This window comes from Streptomyces hydrogenans (genome assembly GCF_014656075.1).
GTDB lineage: Bacteria > Actinomycetota > Actinomycetes > Streptomycetales > Streptomycetaceae > Streptomyces > Streptomyces hydrogenans.
This window is the reverse complement of the sequence record NZ_BNBS01000010.1, coordinates 62587-77369: the sequence shown is the minus strand read 5'-3', so window position 1 is coordinate 77369 and position 14783 is coordinate 62587. Positions and strand designations below refer to the sequence as shown.

12 protein-coding genes and 1 pseudogene are annotated in these 14783 nt (G+C 76.5%); 1 reads left to right on the top strand and 12 read right to left on the bottom strand.

What is annotated here, in order from left to right; all coding sequences use genetic code 11:
- Nucleotides 1–57 precede the first annotated feature (57 nt).
- The 12 genes from IE321_RS07160 to IE321_RS07105 are packed head-to-tail and all read right to left on the bottom strand — an operon-like array spanning nucleotide 58 to nucleotide 13233.
- Nucleotides 58–2199 (bottom strand): hypothetical protein, encoded by a 2142-nt coding sequence (locus tag IE321_RS07160; RefSeq protein ID WP_190222174.1) that lies wholly within the window; start codon nucleotides 2197–2199, stop codon nucleotides 58–60.
- On the bottom strand, nucleotides 2196–5411 hold the full coding sequence (locus IE321_RS07155; RefSeq protein ID WP_190222173.1) for a putative baseplate assembly protein: 3216 nt from the start codon (nucleotides 5409–5411) through the stop codon (nucleotides 2196–2198). Before IE321_RS07155 ends, IE321_RS07160 begins: the two co-directional genes overlap by 4 nt.
- Complete coding sequence (locus IE321_RS07150; RefSeq protein WP_190222172.1) at nucleotides 5408–8200, bottom strand: putative baseplate assembly protein; 2793 nt, start codon at nucleotides 8198–8200, stop codon at nucleotides 5408–5410. Before IE321_RS07150 ends, IE321_RS07155 begins: the two co-directional genes overlap by 4 nt.
- Nucleotides 8197–8559: a GPW/gp25 family protein gene (locus tag IE321_RS07145; protein WP_051842251.1), complete on the bottom strand. Its 363-nt coding sequence runs from the start codon at nucleotides 8557–8559 to the stop codon at nucleotides 8197–8199. The genes IE321_RS07150 and IE321_RS07145 overlap by 4 nt, the downstream gene beginning before the upstream one ends.
- 5 nt (nucleotides 8560–8564) lie before the next feature.
- A complete protein-coding gene (locus IE321_RS07140; RefSeq protein WP_190222171.1) occupies nucleotides 8565–8918 on the bottom strand; it encodes a hypothetical protein in 354 nt (117 codons plus the stop codon).
- A gap of 7 nt (nucleotides 8919–8925) precedes the next feature.
- On the bottom strand, nucleotides 8926–9474 hold the full coding sequence (locus tag IE321_RS07135) for a phage baseplate assembly protein V (protein ID WP_190222170.1): 549 nt from the start codon (nucleotides 9472–9474) through the stop codon (nucleotides 8926–8928).
- The gene (locus tag IE321_RS07130) at nucleotides 9471–10592 is read right to left on the bottom strand and encodes a hypothetical protein (RefSeq protein WP_190222169.1); all 1122 of its coding nucleotides are present in this window, start codon (nucleotides 10590–10592) and stop codon (nucleotides 9471–9473) included. The genes IE321_RS07135 and IE321_RS07130 overlap by 4 nt, the downstream gene beginning before the upstream one ends.
- Nucleotides 10589–10915 (bottom strand): LysM peptidoglycan-binding domain-containing protein, encoded by a 327-nt coding sequence (locus IE321_RS07125; protein ID WP_043225520.1) that lies wholly within the window; start codon nucleotides 10913–10915, stop codon nucleotides 10589–10591. Before IE321_RS07125 ends, IE321_RS07130 begins: the two co-directional genes overlap by 4 nt.
- 32 nt (nucleotides 10916–10947) lie before the next feature.
- Nucleotides 10948–11589: a hypothetical protein gene (locus IE321_RS07120; RefSeq protein WP_043225519.1), complete on the bottom strand. Its 642-nt coding sequence runs from the start codon at nucleotides 11587–11589 to the stop codon at nucleotides 10948–10950.
- Nucleotides 11586–11861, bottom strand: a complete 276-nt coding sequence (locus tag IE321_RS07115; RefSeq protein WP_190222168.1) for a hypothetical protein — start codon at nucleotides 11859–11861, stop codon at nucleotides 11586–11588. The genes IE321_RS07120 and IE321_RS07115 overlap by 4 nt, the downstream gene beginning before the upstream one ends.
- Complete coding sequence (locus IE321_RS07110; RefSeq protein WP_190222167.1) at nucleotides 11858–13060, bottom strand: Pvc16 family protein; 1203 nt, start codon at nucleotides 13058–13060, stop codon at nucleotides 11858–11860. The genes IE321_RS07115 and IE321_RS07110 overlap by 4 nt, the downstream gene beginning before the upstream one ends.
- The gene (locus IE321_RS07105; RefSeq protein WP_190222166.1) at nucleotides 13057–13233 is read right to left on the bottom strand and encodes a hypothetical protein; all 177 of its coding nucleotides are present in this window, start codon (nucleotides 13231–13233) and stop codon (nucleotides 13057–13059) included. Before IE321_RS07105 ends, IE321_RS07110 begins: the two co-directional genes overlap by 4 nt.
- A gap of 819 nt (nucleotides 13234–14052) precedes the next feature.
- Here IE321_RS07105 and IE321_RS07100 point away from each other — a divergent pair.
- A pseudogene (locus IE321_RS07100) lies at nucleotides 14053–14783 on the top strand (hypothetical protein); the annotation flags it as partial.

Below are 14783 nucleotides of genomic sequence, written 5' to 3'. Positions count from 1 at the left end.
TGTGCTTCCTGCCGGGGGCGGACGGTACGGGGTGGGCGGGGCGGTTCCGGGCGGGGCTCAGGTGGCGAAGTAGAGCCCGGCGTCGCATCCGGCGGGCGTGTACTCGGCGAGCCTGGTGCGCAGGTTGTCCTCCCGCTGCGGCTGGAAGAGGTGGTGCAGCGCGCCGGGCTCCGAGCCGTTGTCGCCGCCGCGCCGGATCTCCGCGGCGCAGGTGTCGGCGAGCCGCACGTAGTCGGGTGAGCCGTACCGGGTGTCGGCGAAGCGCAGCACCACCCGCTCCGGATCGCCGGAGTGGTCGGGTTCGCAGTGGAAGCGGGGCGGTGTCACCGAGCCCGGCGGAAGCCAGCAGAACCGTACGGACCCCTGGTCGCGCCGGTCGACGCGCACCTCGCCGTCCAGCAGGCAGTTCTCCAGCACGTCCACGGCCCGGGCGCGCACGGACCCGATGACGGTGGTGCGCCGGGCCGTGAGGACGACGTCGGCGGGGCCGCCGTCCGGGGAGCCGACCGCCGTCGCCTCGCGCAGGGTCGCGTCCAGCACGCTGTCGCACACGTCGACCCGGTGGGGCTCCCGCCCGTCGCGGCCCGCCACCGCGACGGCGCCGAGGACGCTGTGCCGGATCTCGGTGCGGACCGGGCCCCCGGCGATGTCCAGGCTGGGCGCTCCCGGCGCCGACGGCCTGCCGTGGACGCCCTGCTCCCAGCCCGGTACGAAGGTGCAGTGCCGCACGACGAGGCGCTCCACGCCACCGCGCACCCGCACGCAGCCGCCCACGATCAGCAGCCCGTCGAGGACGACCCGCGCCGTGGCCTCGGACGGGAGCCCGTTCTCGGGACCGGTGATCGTCAGCGCGCGCGGACTGTCGTCGCCGTGCCGGCCGAACAGCCGGATGACGGGACGGACGCCGTCGGCCGCGCGCAGGGTGAGCCGGTCTCCCGGGTCGAGGCGGATGTCGCCCGGCTCCGCCCAGACGTCGTTGGAGGTGATCTCCACGATCGCCTCCGCCTTGTGCGGGTGGCCCCGCTTCACCGCCTGCCAGTGGTCGAGCGCGTCGGCGATGCTGCCGTGGTGCTCGCCGGGACCCACCCGGTAGCGCTCGGCGCCGTCGGCGGGCGCGGGCGCGGGGCGGGGGTACTCGCCGCCGCCGAGGTCGCCCGAGAACCCGTGGTGGTAGGTCACCCGGAGGCCGCGGGCGGGAGCCGTGCCCGGCGGGAGCATCAGGCGGCCGAGGACGGGATCGACGGCGACCTTCCCGGCAGCGGGGCGGTACCGCCAGCCGGACAGGTCGGCGGCGACGATCCGGTCGAGGGACACCACGTCGCGCAGGGCGTCGGGTCCGGTCCACACGCACAGGCTCTTGCCGGGCCCGTAGTAGTCGTAGAGCCGGTCGGCGAGGGCCCTGCGGCCGATGGGCTCCGGGACGTTCGTCCCGTCCGCGACGTGACAGCTCGACGGCTCCGGCACGGGGGCGGTGAACAGGGGCGTGTCGATGGCGAGCACGTTGAAGGTGTAGCAGGCCCGGTCGCGGTCCAGGCAGAAGGCGGGGGCGCGTGTCACGGAGTAGGGGCGCAGCCGCCACAGGTGCAGCCCGACCGACTGGATGCCGTAGCGGCCGGGGCGGCGGGCGGAGCCGGCGCGCGGTACCTCCACGGTGCGGGCGAAGTCGTCGAAGGGGCCGCCCAGCCGGTCCAGGGCGGCGGGGCGGCGCACGTCGACGAGCCCGCCGCGCGCCGGTCCGGGGCGCCCGGACCCGGTCTCGGAGGTGCGGCGCCGTACGGGCTGCGTGACGCAGAGCAGACGGCGGTGCTCGACGACGCGCGCGGGCCACCCGGCCACGGCCGACGCGAGGTCCTCAAGGAGCGCCAGGGTGCCCTTGCGGCGGCGGTTGACGACGGTGTCGGCGACGTCGCGGCGGGGCACCGCGGCGGCCGGCAGGCCCGTTCCCCGGGAGGTGTCGTCGGACAGGGCGGCGGCGATCCCGGGCAGGAGGTCGTACCCGACGAGGTCCCCGATGTAGGGCACCACCCAGTCGTCGCAGGTCTCGATGAACCAGTCGTCATACAGCTGCTCGATGTCCTCCTGGAGGACGGCGGCCTGCTCGGCGACGATCGTCAGCAGGGCACGCAGCGGCCCGCCTTCCTCCGCGTCACGCCGGCGGTGCACCGCGGGCAGCAGCGCGTACAGCTCGTCGGGGGTCATGGCATCCTCCGCAGGATCACGGTGCCGGGCACGGCCGGGTCGAGCAGGACCAGCTGGGCGGGGCGCATCACCTGAAGCGGTGCGGCCCCGGCGGTCCGGAGGCCGGCCGGGCCCGGGGCGACCGCGGGACGCCGCAGGACCGTCGGGGCCTGCGCGGTGTCGACGGCGGCGGCCGGATCGCGCTCGCCGCCGGACGGCGCCGGGGCGCGCACCAGGCGCGGGCCGGCGGGCAGGGCGGGGACGCACGCGACGACGGAGGGGTGTTCCGCGAACCGCACGACGGAGGCCGCGTCCGCGCCCTCGGGTACGCCCCCGAAGGCGTCGACGTCGACGAAGTCGACACCGGGAACCGTGTGCGCGGCGGCGACGACGGCGCTCAGGTACACGGGACGGCCCAGGTGCGCCCCCGCGAATCCCAGGCGGTCGGCCAGCGCCTCGCGCACCCGCCGCTCGACCTTCTCCGGAAGGTGACCGGGGGCCGCGCGCACGCCCATCACGATCACGAGGCGTACCCGCTCGCACGGTTCGACCCGCACCGGCAGGGCGGGGTCGCCGTACCGGCGCAGCGCCGTGCGCAGCGCGGTGAGCAGGGGCGAGGAGGCGTCCAGCGGGGCGTCGTCGGCGGCGGCCACCGTGACGTGCAGGACAGGGCGGCCGTCGTCCACGCAGCGGCGCGCCACGGCCTTGCCGACGCCCGCGAAGGCGCGGGCGAAGGACTGGAAGTCCTGCACCGACACCAGCCGGTCCAGGGCGGCCTGCCGCAGGGGGATGGCCCGGCGCAGCTCCGTCGGGCCGTCGGCGTCGGCCCCACCGGTCGCGGGCAGCGGATTGGTGACACCGCTGACGCCGAGGGGCCTGCTCACGACCTGGTTGATCCGGCCGGCCGGGGCGTTGCCGGCCCGTCCGCCGCCGACGCGGTAACGGGCGGTGACGTTCTCCGTGCCGGTGGGCAGGCGGGCGCCCTGCCGGCCGTCCCCGAACTGCACGGCGGTCCGCCCGCCGGGGCCCGCCCGCACGCTGAACACCTGCGCCGCGGGCCCCGCCTCGCTCAGGTCGGCTGTCCGCCGCCACGCCACGTCGTCGACGCGCACCGTGAGGGACTCCTCGCCGCCGTCGGCGTTCGCCGACGGCAGCCAGACGAGCGGGTCCCGCCGCAGGGGCAGCACCTGGCCCGCCCGGGTGGCGTCACCGCTGCCGAGCACTTCGGTGACGGTCTCGCCCGCGGTCGCCGGGACGACGTTCCCGTGCACGACGACCGTGTCCCGGCGGTAGCGGTGCGCGAGCGGCGCCGTCAGCAGCAGCGTGCTGCGCACCCGGTCGTCGCTGGACGTGCCGTCGAAGGCGTGCTGCACACGGGCCAGGACGGCGAGTTCGGAGCCCGGCACGCCCGCACGGCGACCGGTGGCCGTGCCGTCCTCCGGTACGACGTCCGTGCGCTCGCCCGAGACCACGAGCAGCCTTCCGGGGGCCAGCCCCTCGAAGACCCCGTCCAGTGGCACCGTGCCCCCCGCCAGGTCGGTGGTGTCGGGCGAGGGAGCGAGCACCAGCGGCTCACCGGCCGCCCACACGGTGGTGGCCCGTCGGACCGGAACGTCCTCGCAGTCCTCCGTCCACGGCTCGGCCAGCCGCAGCCGCGTCACCCGCAGCGCGTCCTGGTCGTTGGCGACGGACAGCCGGCTCACCTCGACGACCCGGATGACGCGGACGCGCGGCCGGCCGGCCACCTGCACGGCGATCCAACCGCCCGGCTGGATCGCCTCGTGGACCGCGTCGAGGAGCAGGACGTCGTTCGCGAGCGGGCTGCCCTCGGAGCGGGACGGCGCCGCCGCGCGCAGCAGCCGCCTCACCCGTCCGTCGTCCGGGATCGAGGCGCCCAGCGGGGTGGCGGCGACACGGAAGTGCCGCACGCCCGGCGGCGCCGTGGCCGGAACGGAGACGGCGGACAGCGCCCGGTAGAGGGACTCGGTGAGCCCGGGCCGGTTGCCCGCCAGCAGCCGGGGCAGCGCGTCGGAACCCGGGCCCAGGGCATCGGCGACCGCGGGAGCCGGCCGGGGCGGCGGTTCGCCCGGCCCGAGCGCGTGCAGCAGCGGGTCCACCGCGTGCACGACCCGCCCGCCGGGGCTGCCGAGGTCCCGCAGCACCGCCTCCTCACCGGCCGGGGCCGCCGGCGCGGGCTCCTCGGCCAGGCGCCGGACCGCGTCCTCGACGGTCGCGAGCCGTACGGCGGCCCGCTCGGCCAGCGTGTCCGCGTCCACGTCGTCGCCGAGGCCGGAGAGACGCTCCCGCAGCCGGCGCAGCCCGCGGTCCAGCCGGGCCGCGAGGGTGTCCGGATCGCGCAGCTCCTCGGCGCGTTCCCGCACGTCCCGCAGGGTCTCCAGCAGATCCTCGAACGGCCCCCTGGACGGCGCGCGCTCCGCGGCCGCCTCCATGTCCTCCCGCAGCGCCTCCACCGCGTTGTCCAGCTGCCGCGGCGGGTCGGGCACCCGCAGCCGTACGGTGGTCCGCCCCAGGACGGGATCCCGCTCGACGTCCGTCACGAGCCGGGTGAGGTTCAGGCGCCCGTCGGGGTAGGTGAACAGCAGCCGGTCACCGGGGCGCAGGGCGTGCTGCACCCCGTCCACGTCGACGGAGGCGATGCCGGTGGCGACGTCGGGCGTGAGCCTGGTCGGGAGCGTGGTGCGCACGGGCAGGGTGCTCCACTCCGCTCGGGCGGTGAGGTCACCGGTGGTCTCGAACACCGTGGGCAGCCCGCCGGGTTCGGGCTCGCTCCTGACCTGCGAACCGGCCGGTACGACGCACGACGTTCCGGGGTCCAGGGTGTAGGCGAGATGGGCGGTGGCCGCGAGGGCCGGCCGCGGCCGGTGACCGACCAGCCGGCCGAGCCGGGTCAGGGACTCCTGCTCGGTCGCCGTGCGCAGGAACCCCTCGTTCGCGATGCGCTCCTGGTAGAACGTCAGCACGTCGGCGAGGACGGCCCAGGCGTCGAGCAGGGCGATCGAGGGGTCGTCCGGTTCCCGGGTGGTCAGCGCGGCCGACGGCGTCCGGTCGCCGTCCGGGGACAGCCTGGCCAGCATCGCGTCGAGGAACTCCCGGTGTCCGCCCACCCGGTAGGACAGCGCGGGCAGTCCGGGCCGGTTCCACACCCGGGCCGGGCCGCGCCCGCCGGCATCCTGCCCGCCCGTACCCGGCCCGCCGGGGGGAGTGCCGTTCATCGTCCGCCCCTCAGACGCAGGGTCAGCCGCCCGTTCTCCGGGCGGGTGACGTCGCCGTCGAGCCGCGGGATCTCCAGCGCCCGCATGCGCAGCTCCCCGGAGGCCGGTACGTCCTGCCCCCCGGCCTCCGCTCCGGAGAACCGGAACCTGCGCAGCAGCGTCACCTCGGCGTGCCGGACCCCCGGCACGCCCATGCAGAGCGCCACCAGGGCACTGGCCCGCACCGGAGTGCCGAAGGTCAGCGCCGACGGGTCGAAGAGCCCCGGCGTGCCGTCGGGCCGGCGACCCGGGAGGAAGGCGCGCTGCAGCGCCTCGCGCACGGGGGCGGTGACGTAGTGCGGGTCGACGAGGACGTACAGCGCGACGTCGAGCGGGACCAGCAGGGCGGGGCGGGTGACGATGTCGTGCCCGATGCGCCGGTACGGGTGCAGCGCGGCGCGCACGTCCGCCAGCAGCGACGGCGACGGCACCGCGGTGCCGGCCGGGTCGAGGGCGACGTCGGCCTCGTACCAACTCCCGGTCCACCGGAGGGTGGCGGCGGCGCGCTGCACCTCGGGATGGGCCGCGGCGAGCGTGGCGTAGTCCTCGGCGGTGACGGCGCGCAGCAGGGCGCGGGCGGGGGAGCGGGGGGCGGCGAGCCGCACCTCGTCCACCGGCTCGGGATCGGTGCCGCCGGCCACCGGCACCGGGTTGCGCACCCGCGTCACGGACGACAGCCCGCCCTCGCGGTGGGCGATCCGGTTGACGACCTCGCTGCCCGCGTTGCCCGACCGGCCGTTGCCCACCCGGTAGGTGAGGCGCAGCCGGGATCCCGGGCGGGGCGCCCGCCCGCACCGGCCGTCCCCGAAGCGGAGGGTGAGCACGCCCTCGTCGTCGGTCTCGCCCACGACATGGCGGTCGAGGGGACCGCTCCCCAGGAGGTCGCGGCGGGGTGTCCACCGGGCTCCGGCGTCGTCCGCCTCGTCGGTCTCCGTCACGTGCAGCACGGGCAGCGCCTCACGGGGGTCGGGCCGCAGCGCGGTGCGCGCCGGGCCGTGCAGGGCGGGGTTGTCGCGGTGCAGTGCCTCCGCGGCCGCGCGCCCCCAGGTCTGCCCGAGTTCCCAGACCGCGTCCGCGGGATCGAGGACGTATCCGGACCGGGCCCGGCGTACGAGGGTGTCCAGGCGGCGCAGCTTCGGTTCGAGCAGCTCGTGGAAGCGGGACAGCAGCCGGGCGAAGGTGTCGTGGCGGGCGGTGGCGTCGTCGAGGTCGCCGACCGGGGACGTGCCGAACCACGTCCGCAGGAAGGCGAGGTCGTCCTCGTCGAGTTCCGCCGCTTCGTGGCGCAGGTCGCGCAGCAGGTCGCGCGCCCTGTCCGGGAGGTCGAGCAGCCGGCGGGCCTGCGCGGCGGCGACGTCGGCCGGGCGCGGGTACGGCGGCGACCAGGTGACGGGCGTGCCGCGCACCACCGCCCTGAGCGGTCGTGCCCGCACGGCGCCGTCCGCCGCCTCCGGCACCTTGACGGTCTCCTCGGCGTCCCCGCCCGGCAGCCAGCCGTGGTCCAGGCCGTGTTCGACGAGGAGCGCGTTGCCGCACGCCACGACGGACGCGCCGGGCCGTCCGTCGGGCCCCGGCGGATTCCGCACCGACAGCGGGAAGGTGAGGGCGTCCTCGTCCGCCCAGGCGATCTTCACGACCGGGGTGCCGGAATCGGCGTCGACGTCGCGCGTGGCGCGGGTGAGGCGGACGACCTGCCGGTGGCCGGGGTCGGGCGCGCCGCCTCCGGGACCGCGCGTCTCCTCCAGGACGAGGAGGTCGCCGGCCCTCAGCCGGAGCGCGCGCCGTCCGCCGTGCCCGTCGAGGAGGGCGGCCCGCGTGGTGCCCTCGGGCAGCGGGAACACGTCCCGCCCCCACGCCCACAGCGGTACGGCGTTGTGCTCCGGGAGCAGGTCCACCGCGCGCCGCTCCAGCGGCTGGTACACCGGGTGCGGGCCGGCGATGAGCGCCTCCCGCGACATCGTCGGGCCGCTCGCCGGAGCGCCCGCGTCCTCCGGGAGCGCGGTGAACGCCAGGTCCTCGGTCCGCACGGTCAGCCGGGCGGACGTCTCGACGCACACGACGGTGCGGGCCGCGCAGCCGTCGTGCATGGAGTAGCCCACGAGGCGGGCGTGCCGCCGCACCGAGGTGCGCAGCCGGGCGGTGTCCAGGTAGGCCTCGGTGGCCACGGCGTCCTGCTGGTAGCTGAGCCCGTCGCCGACGTGGGCCAGGAGCTCGACCAGGGTGACCCAGAGGTCGGGCACGTGCCGCTCGGTCCACCGGGGCAGGGTGAGCGACAGCCGCTCCAGGAGCAGGCGGCGGAAACTGGCGTAGTCCTTGGCCAGGTAGTCGATCGCCGGCGCCGTGGCGGGGGGCGGCCCGGCCGCGGGCACGGTGTGCGGCGCGTCCCGCACCGGGCGGCGCACACCGGAGTCGAAGGTGAAGTCCGCCCGGTCGTGGGCGCCGTGGAAGCCGCGGCCGAGCAGCCGCAGCCGGTACGTCGAGTCGTCGCCGGGCCGGTCCAGGTCCAGCCGCAGCCGGGTCACGCCGGCGCCGACCGGTTCCGGCCCCGCCTCGGGGGCGACCCGCACGACGCGGACCCCGCCGACCCGCCGTCCGCCCTCGATCAGGAAACTGTCCCGGTTCACGGACCGGGGAAGGGCGCCGAAGAAGGTGACGGTCAGCGCGCGCCGGTCCGGGTGCGCCCGTACCTCCGCGATACCGGCCGGTCCCCGCGCGCGCAGGTCGTCGTCCGGGCCGTCCAGCACGGTCATGAGGGGGCTCCTCCGCTCACGGTGACGGTGCGCTGCTCCCCGGTCGCGGTGAGGACGTACGCGACGTGGACGTGCAGCGTCGCCTCCTCCGAGGTCACGGTGAGGGACTCCACCGTGAGCAGGTCGCCGAGCCAGCGCTGCAGCGCCGCCTGCGCGGCCACCTCCAGGGTCGCGGCCAGCTCGGGGCTGTTGCCGGCGAAGACCAGGTCGAGGTGGTTGCACCCGAAGTCCGGCCGGTTGACGCGCTCTCCCGGACTCGTGAACAGGACCAGTTCGACCATGTCCCGCACGTGGTCGGCGTGACGCGCCGTCGCCGTGCGGCCGCGGGCGTCGAACCGGTAGGGGAACTCGATGTCCATCCGGGTCACATCCCCCGGACCCTGAGCTGCATGACCTGGACCATCGGCGGGTTGGGCGGCGGCGTGCCCACGCCGACGGCCGGGGCGACGCCGACGGGCGGGGACGGCTGGAGCAGCGCCGGCAGGCCGTTCACCAGCACCCGGGCCGAGGTGTGCAGCCAGACGACGCTCGTGCAGGGCGGCGCGCCGAGCGTGGCGGCCGGGAAGCCGCACCCGGCCACGAGGAACGTGTCGGCGACGGTCGCGACCGGGTGGGGGCCCACCAGGACGCGCTGCTGGACCGGCGCGGGGATGGTCACGAGGCCGGGCGGGTGGGCGCACATCATCAGAGCGCCGTGGTGGAGCAGCAGTCCGGGCATGGCTTCCTCACAGCACCGACAACGCGCCGTCGTTCACGGTGACCTGCGGACCGGCCAGCCGCAGGGTGGCCAGTCCCGGCCCGCACGAGATCTCGATCGACATCTCGTTGATCTTGATGAACGGTCCGTTCTCGCCGTGCAGTTGGAGCTTGATGCCCCCGCCCGGGCCGGGCATGTCGCTGATCACCAGGGCGTTCCCTGAGGGCGTGGCCAGGACGATCTGCGGGACGCCCGGCGGCGTCGACCCGGCGGCCGGCGGGACGTCCCCGGGCCCGCTCCACCGGAATCCGACGCACACCGCCCGCTCCGGGTCACCGTCGAGGAACCGCACCCACACCCCGGATCCCGGTGGCGGCACCACGTACACGCCGCAGTCCGGGCCGGCCAGCGGGGGCTGCGGTGCGGCCCACACGGCCGCCTCGGTGCCCAGCACCTCGGGGACGCGCACCAGGAGTCTGCCGACCCCGGTCGGGTCCACGGCCGAGTCGACGACACCCTCGTACATGCCCTGCCACTGCCCCGTCCGGGCCGTCGTCCCTGCTGTCACGGGTGTCATGGGGTCACCGTCCGGGTGTCGGCGCCGAGTCCGTCACGGACCAGCGTGAAGTGCTGCCTGAAGGTATCGCGGGTGAGGTCGTGGGTGACGCCCGCCACGAGGTAGCGCCCGTCATACGCCCGTCCGGCTCCGCGCACGCCCACCAGGGCGTGGGCGGTCAGGACGTGGCCGTAGCGCGGCACGTCGAGCGTGCCGTGGCCGGTGACGGCGTCGGCGGCGAGCCGGCCGCCGAGTCCGGCCAGCAGCGTCCGGGTCGGGGAGCGGCCGGTCTGACCGCCGAGCGGGCCGGTGCGCAGGACCTGCGCGGGGTGCTCGGCGAGGCTCCGGCGCAGCAGGCCGGGATCGGGCGCGGTGATCTCGGAGGCGGTCGTGGACGACGGTTCGAGGCGGTGGCTCCGCAGGTCGCAGTCGGCCAGGGCGTCGAGGGCGAAGGTCAGTTCCTCCACGTTGTCGGCGGCGCCGCAGCCGGTGGTGAGGGCCGGTTGCAGGGCGCCGTCGCGGTTCCGCGGGCCCCAATAGGCGGTGCTGACGCCCGGCGCCGGTCCGGGTTCGAGGTGGAAGACATGGCCGACGTCCGCGGCCATCGACCGCAGGTAGGCGAGATCGGTCGACGACTGGACCGGAATGTCGACCAGCGGGTTCGGCTGGTCGGTGAGCACCGGAGCCACGGTCCGCGGGGTGATGCCGTACTGCGCGTACGGAGCGCAGACCGCGGCCGCCCGCAGGTGCGGCGGCAGCCCGGGATACGCGCGCCGGACATGTCTCAGGTCCATGAGCGCCGACAGGTCCTCGCCGGTGACGACGAGGAACGACCGGCCGGGCTCCCGCGCGGAGTGCAGCTCCTGATGGGTGATCACCCCGTCCATGAGGACGTGGCACCGACCCGCCAGGATCACGGCGACCACGACGCGCCGCTTCGGGTGCAGCGCCCCGCCCGGCAGGACGGCCCGGACCGGCTCGGACCCGGCACTGACGGCGAAGGTCAGCTGGAAGCCGCCGGTCCGGCCGCCGGCGGTGGTGATCCGCGCGCCGTGCAGCGCGTCGACGAGCGCCGCCGGGGCCGGGGCGGGCACGACGTCCCCGAGGAGCAGCACAAGGTGCAGGGCGTGGGCCGTCACCGGGCCGTCCCGCCGCCGACGTCCGGCGCGGAGGCCTCGGCGGGCAGGGTGATCCGCAGCCGCCGGCCGGGCACGGCGGTCAGTCCGTCCGGACGCGTCGCCCTGTTCGCGTCGGCGATCCGCCACGACTGCTCGGGGTCCCCGTACCTCCGGGCCGCGATCCGGTCCAGCCGGTCCCCGGCGGCGACGACGTGCTCGCCCACCGCCGTGAGTTCCTCGGGCCGGGGCAGGAAGCGGCGGCGCAGATGGGCGACGGTCCTGCCGTCCGGCAGCGTGTACGTGGTGGTGGGCACCGCGTGGTACCTGCTGTTGGGCTCGATCATGCCCGGCCTCCTCCGGCCTGGTGACGCACGGCTCAGCTCCCCGCGTAGCCGACTGCTCCGGGGCCGTATCCGACGAGTCCCGCGAAGCGTTCCCTGCCCTGCTGGTACCGCAGGTACAGACCGCCCGCCCGGTGGCCGAAGCCGACGTCGTCGACGGTGAGGATCCGCACCGTGAGCGTCACCCGCGCCCGGATCGGGTTCAGGTCCCCGTCGTACGCCTCCTCCGTCACGTCGATGTCGAGCATCCGGACGGGCAGCACCCGTCGCGGGCCGAGCACCAGCACCGGCAGCGGGGCCTCCACGGGGGCGATCTCCAGGATGCCCCTGGCGGCCAGGTCGTTCTGCCGGGTCAGCTGCTCGACCGTGGGACTGACGGCCGTCTCCAGCGCGGACAGCATCCCGAACAGCCCGGACTCCGCGGCGGGCGCGGGACCGCCCGCCGCACCCGGCCGGTCGGTGGCGTCCAGCTCCGCGTCGACGCGGAAGGTCTCGCGCGCGGGCCCCTGCAACCGCAGCGCCTCCAGCCGGTCCCCCGCGTCCGCGCCGATGCCCCGCGGGCGGAGCGTGCGGACGATGCTGTCGGGGTTGTACTGGAAGGGCACGACGCGCAGCACGCGGCCCTGCTCGGGATCGAGGAAGACGATGCCGCCTCTGCGAGGCGCGGGTGAGGTCATGGCCTGCGCTCTCCTGTCCGCGGCCGTGGCCGCGCCGGTTCGCGGGCGCCCAGCTCCCGCAGGACGGCCAGGGCGACCTGCCGGGCGAGCGCGGCGACCGAGGCGTCCGCCGGTACGGCACCGGGGCCGGCCCCGCCCCGGTCGGCGGGGGAGAGGCCGAGCCGCACCGCGAGTTCCGCCTCCACGGCCGCGCACAGCGCCGCCCGGGACGGCGCGGCGGCCGCGTCGAGCTCCAGCCGGCGGATGCGCACGTCGACACGGCCGGCCGTCATGTGATCACCACCGCCGTGTCGGCATCGAACCGCCCGGTGTCCCCGTCGGTCAGCGGGCTGTCCACCCCGTCCACGCGAAGGCGCAGCGGATACCGCCCCGGCCCGCCCGCGGCCAGCCGGAACCGCAGCGTGCCGGTGGCCCGTGTGAAGGGGTCGGCCGCCACCGGCCGACCGCCCACGAGCAGTTCCACGCGTTGGCCCGGGTGAACGGCGGGCGCGCAACGCACCTCCAGCACCGCGGCTCCCTCCGGGTCCCGTGCGACGGTCAGCGGCAGGGGGCTCGTGACACGCGGCGCGACACACAACGTCCGGGTCCGGGTGGTGCGTTCGCCGCCGTCGGCGTCGGCGAGCACCACGACCACCGACCAGCGGCCCGCACCGAGGTCCTCGCCCAGGGTGGCGCGCACCGCGCGGGCCGTGTCGGCACGGGCCGGCAGCACGACCGGCGGCCCGCCGAGCACCGTGTGCGTCAGGCGTACGCTCACCGCCCCCGAGTCCAGCCCGCTGCCGCTGAGCACGACGTCCGATCCCGGTGCGGCGACCGAGGGGTGTACGGCCTCCAGCACCGGCCACGGTGCCGCCGCCGTCGGCGCGGCCGCGGGACCGGCCCCGCCCTCCCCGCGACGCAGCACCGGCAGGGGCGCGCGGCCGGGAGCGGAGCTGTCGATGAGCACGACGCGGGCCTCGTACGCCACCGACAGCCGGTAGCCGCCGCCCAGGGACGTCCACAGGCGGCACATCTCGTCGGCCGTCAGCGCCGACGGCGTGAGCTTCACCGGTTCCTGTTGCAGGTGCAGATCGCTGAAGTCCGCGGCGGCCCTGAGGTCGTCCGCGCGCAGCTCGGGCCGGTCGTGCAGCGCCGACATCGCCGCTCCGATCAGCCGCTCCGGAAGGGCCGAGTCGTCACCGGGCGACACGGACGCGGAGAGCAGGTAGTGCAGCGCGAGCGCGAGCGCCGGGCGGCGGGTCTCACCGGGGTGCGTGCCGACGGGATCGGTGTTCCGCCAGGCCGAGTCGACGTCGGTCCTGTACAGGAAGACGTTCAGCGCCGGTCCGGCGTCGTCCGCGGTGTCGGCGCCGCCCGCGTCGTAGGGGTGACGGGCCGTCATCTTCACGCCGGGGACCGTGCGCCGGACGGCCTCCCCGAGCACGGCCCGCAGGGTCTCCGTCACCGCGGCGAGGGCGAGCGCGTCGCTCACGGCCGCCTCCCGAGGTACTCGTCGAGGCTCAGCCGGGACCGCCTCCCCGGAGCCGGGGCGTCGACGACGGGCTCGGCGGGCGCGGTGCGCACGACCAGACGGTCGATGGTGACGCGTACGACGGTGTTCGGAGGCTGCGCCGCCGGGGAGTCGGAGGGCGCCCGGCGCGTCACGGGGGCGGACCGACGGGTGACGGCCGTGGCGGTGCGGACGGGCGGCGCGGAAGGCGGACGCGGAGGTGTGGACGTCCGGGACCCGTCGACGGCGGGGTGGGCGGCGAACGACTGCGGGGAGGGCGCGTGCGCGGTGACGGGGGGTGCGGCGGGGCGGCCTGGTGACGTCGCTGTGGCTTCGGGGGCCTTGAGGCTCTCGGCGACGTTTGTGGCCTCCGTGACCGCCTCGGAGCGGGTGGCTGCTGGTGCCGCTGGTGTCGAAGGGGGCGTGGTGGGGGGCGACGTGCGGTGTGTCGGCGCGGAGGGGGGCCCGGCGGGGCCACCGGCGTGGGCAGGATGCGCCGCGGGGGCGGGGGCGGGGGCGGGGGCGGGATGACGTGGCACGGCGGGGTCCTGTCCCGGGGTGCGCGACACTTCGGGAGCCGTGCCTGGCCGCGGCTGTGGTGCCGATTCCCTCGCCGGCTCGTGGCGGGGCATCGGTTCCTGCGGCGATCCGCCCGGGTACGTGCGGCCGGCAGGTGAGCGCAGGCGCGGTGGGGGAGCGGCCGATCCGGACGGCACCACCCCTGGCGCGGACGGCGAAGCCTGCGGTTCGCCGGAAGTCGGCGTGGCGGTGGGACCCGTCGGGTCGGTCCGGGCGGGTGGGCCGACGGCGGGCGTGGGCCCCTCGCCCGACGGCGGGAAGGCGAACGGGCGCTGCCCGGGACCGGGGGTGGGCCGATGACGGGGGTACCGGCGGTCGGGCTGGTCGTGGCGGTCGGGGTGATTGGGACGGTCCGAGTGGCTGGGACGGTCTGGGTGGCCGGGGTGCGTGGAACCATGCCCCTGTCGCTCGTCGGCGGCGCGTGTGCGGTGCTCGCCCGTCGGCGACGAGCCGTCCGACGCGGTGCGGTCACCGGTCACGGCGCCGGTACGGGAAGGCTGCGGGTCGCCGACGTACGAGAGCACGGACACGCCCCGCTCACCAGGAGGCACCCCGTCGGCCGCGTCGTCGACGCCGCCACCGGTGCCGGCTTCGGTACCAGCCCCGCCAGCGCCAGCGCCAGCGCCAGCGGCACCGGTACCAGCCTCGCCAGCGGCGCCAGCCCCGGCTTGGGCACCGCCACTGGCTCCGACTCCGGCTCCGGCCTGGGTCACGGCACGGGCTTCGACTTCGGCCCCGGCCCGGGCCACGGCACGGACTTCGACTTCGGCACCGGCCCGGGCCACGGCGCCGGCTTCAGCTTCGGCACCAGCACCAGCACCAGCACCCCCATGGGCTCCGGCACCGGCGGCAGCCACAGGCCGGGACGGCGAATCCGGCGAGGTCCGAGCCGCAGCCCGACCGGCCGTACGGTTCACACCGGCCACACCGGCCGCACGGTCCGCACCGGCCGTACGGTTCACACCGGCCACACCGGCCACACCGGCCGCACGGTCCGCACCGGCCGTACGGTCGGCACCGGCCACACCGGCCGCACGGTCCGCACCGGCCGTACGGTCGGCACCAGCCGCACCAGCCGCACCAGCCGCACCAGCCGCACCAGCCGCACCAGCCGCACCAGCCGCAC

What these genes read in the sequence shown, in the direction of transcription:
- IE321_RS07160 (WP_190222174.1), bottom strand. Translation starts at nt 2,199, where the DNA reads ATGACCCCCGACGAGCTGTACGCGCTGCTGCCCGCGGTGCACCGCCGG.
- IE321_RS07155 (WP_190222173.1), bottom strand. Translation starts at nt 5,411, where the DNA reads ATGAACGGCACTCCCCCCGGCGGGCCGGGTACGGGCGGGCAGGATGCC.
- IE321_RS07150 (WP_190222172.1), bottom strand. Translation starts at nt 8,200, where the DNA reads ATGACCGTGCTGGACGGCCCGGACGACGACCTGCGCGCGCGGGGACCG.
- IE321_RS07145 (WP_051842251.1), bottom strand. Translation starts at nt 8,559, where the DNA reads ATGGACATCGAGTTCCCCTACCGGTTCGACGCCCGCGGCCGCACGGCG.
- IE321_RS07140 (WP_190222171.1), bottom strand. Translation starts at nt 8,918, where the DNA reads ATGCCCGGACTGCTGCTCCACCACGGCGCTCTGATGATGTGCGCCCAC.
- IE321_RS07135 (WP_190222170.1), bottom strand. Translation starts at nt 9,474, where the DNA reads ATGACACCCGTGACAGCAGGGACGACGGCCCGGACGGGGCAGTGGCAG.
- IE321_RS07125 (WP_043225520.1), bottom strand. Translation starts at nt 10,915, where the DNA reads ATGATCGAGCCCAACAGCAGGTACCACGCGGTGCCCACCACCACGTAC.
- IE321_RS07120 (WP_043225519.1), bottom strand. Translation starts at nt 11,589, where the DNA reads ATGACCTCACCCGCGCCTCGCAGAGGCGGCATCGTCTTCCTCGATCCC.
- IE321_RS07115 (WP_190222168.1), bottom strand. Translation starts at nt 11,861, where the DNA reads ATGACGGCCGGCCGTGTCGACGTGCGCATCCGCCGGCTGGAGCTCGAC.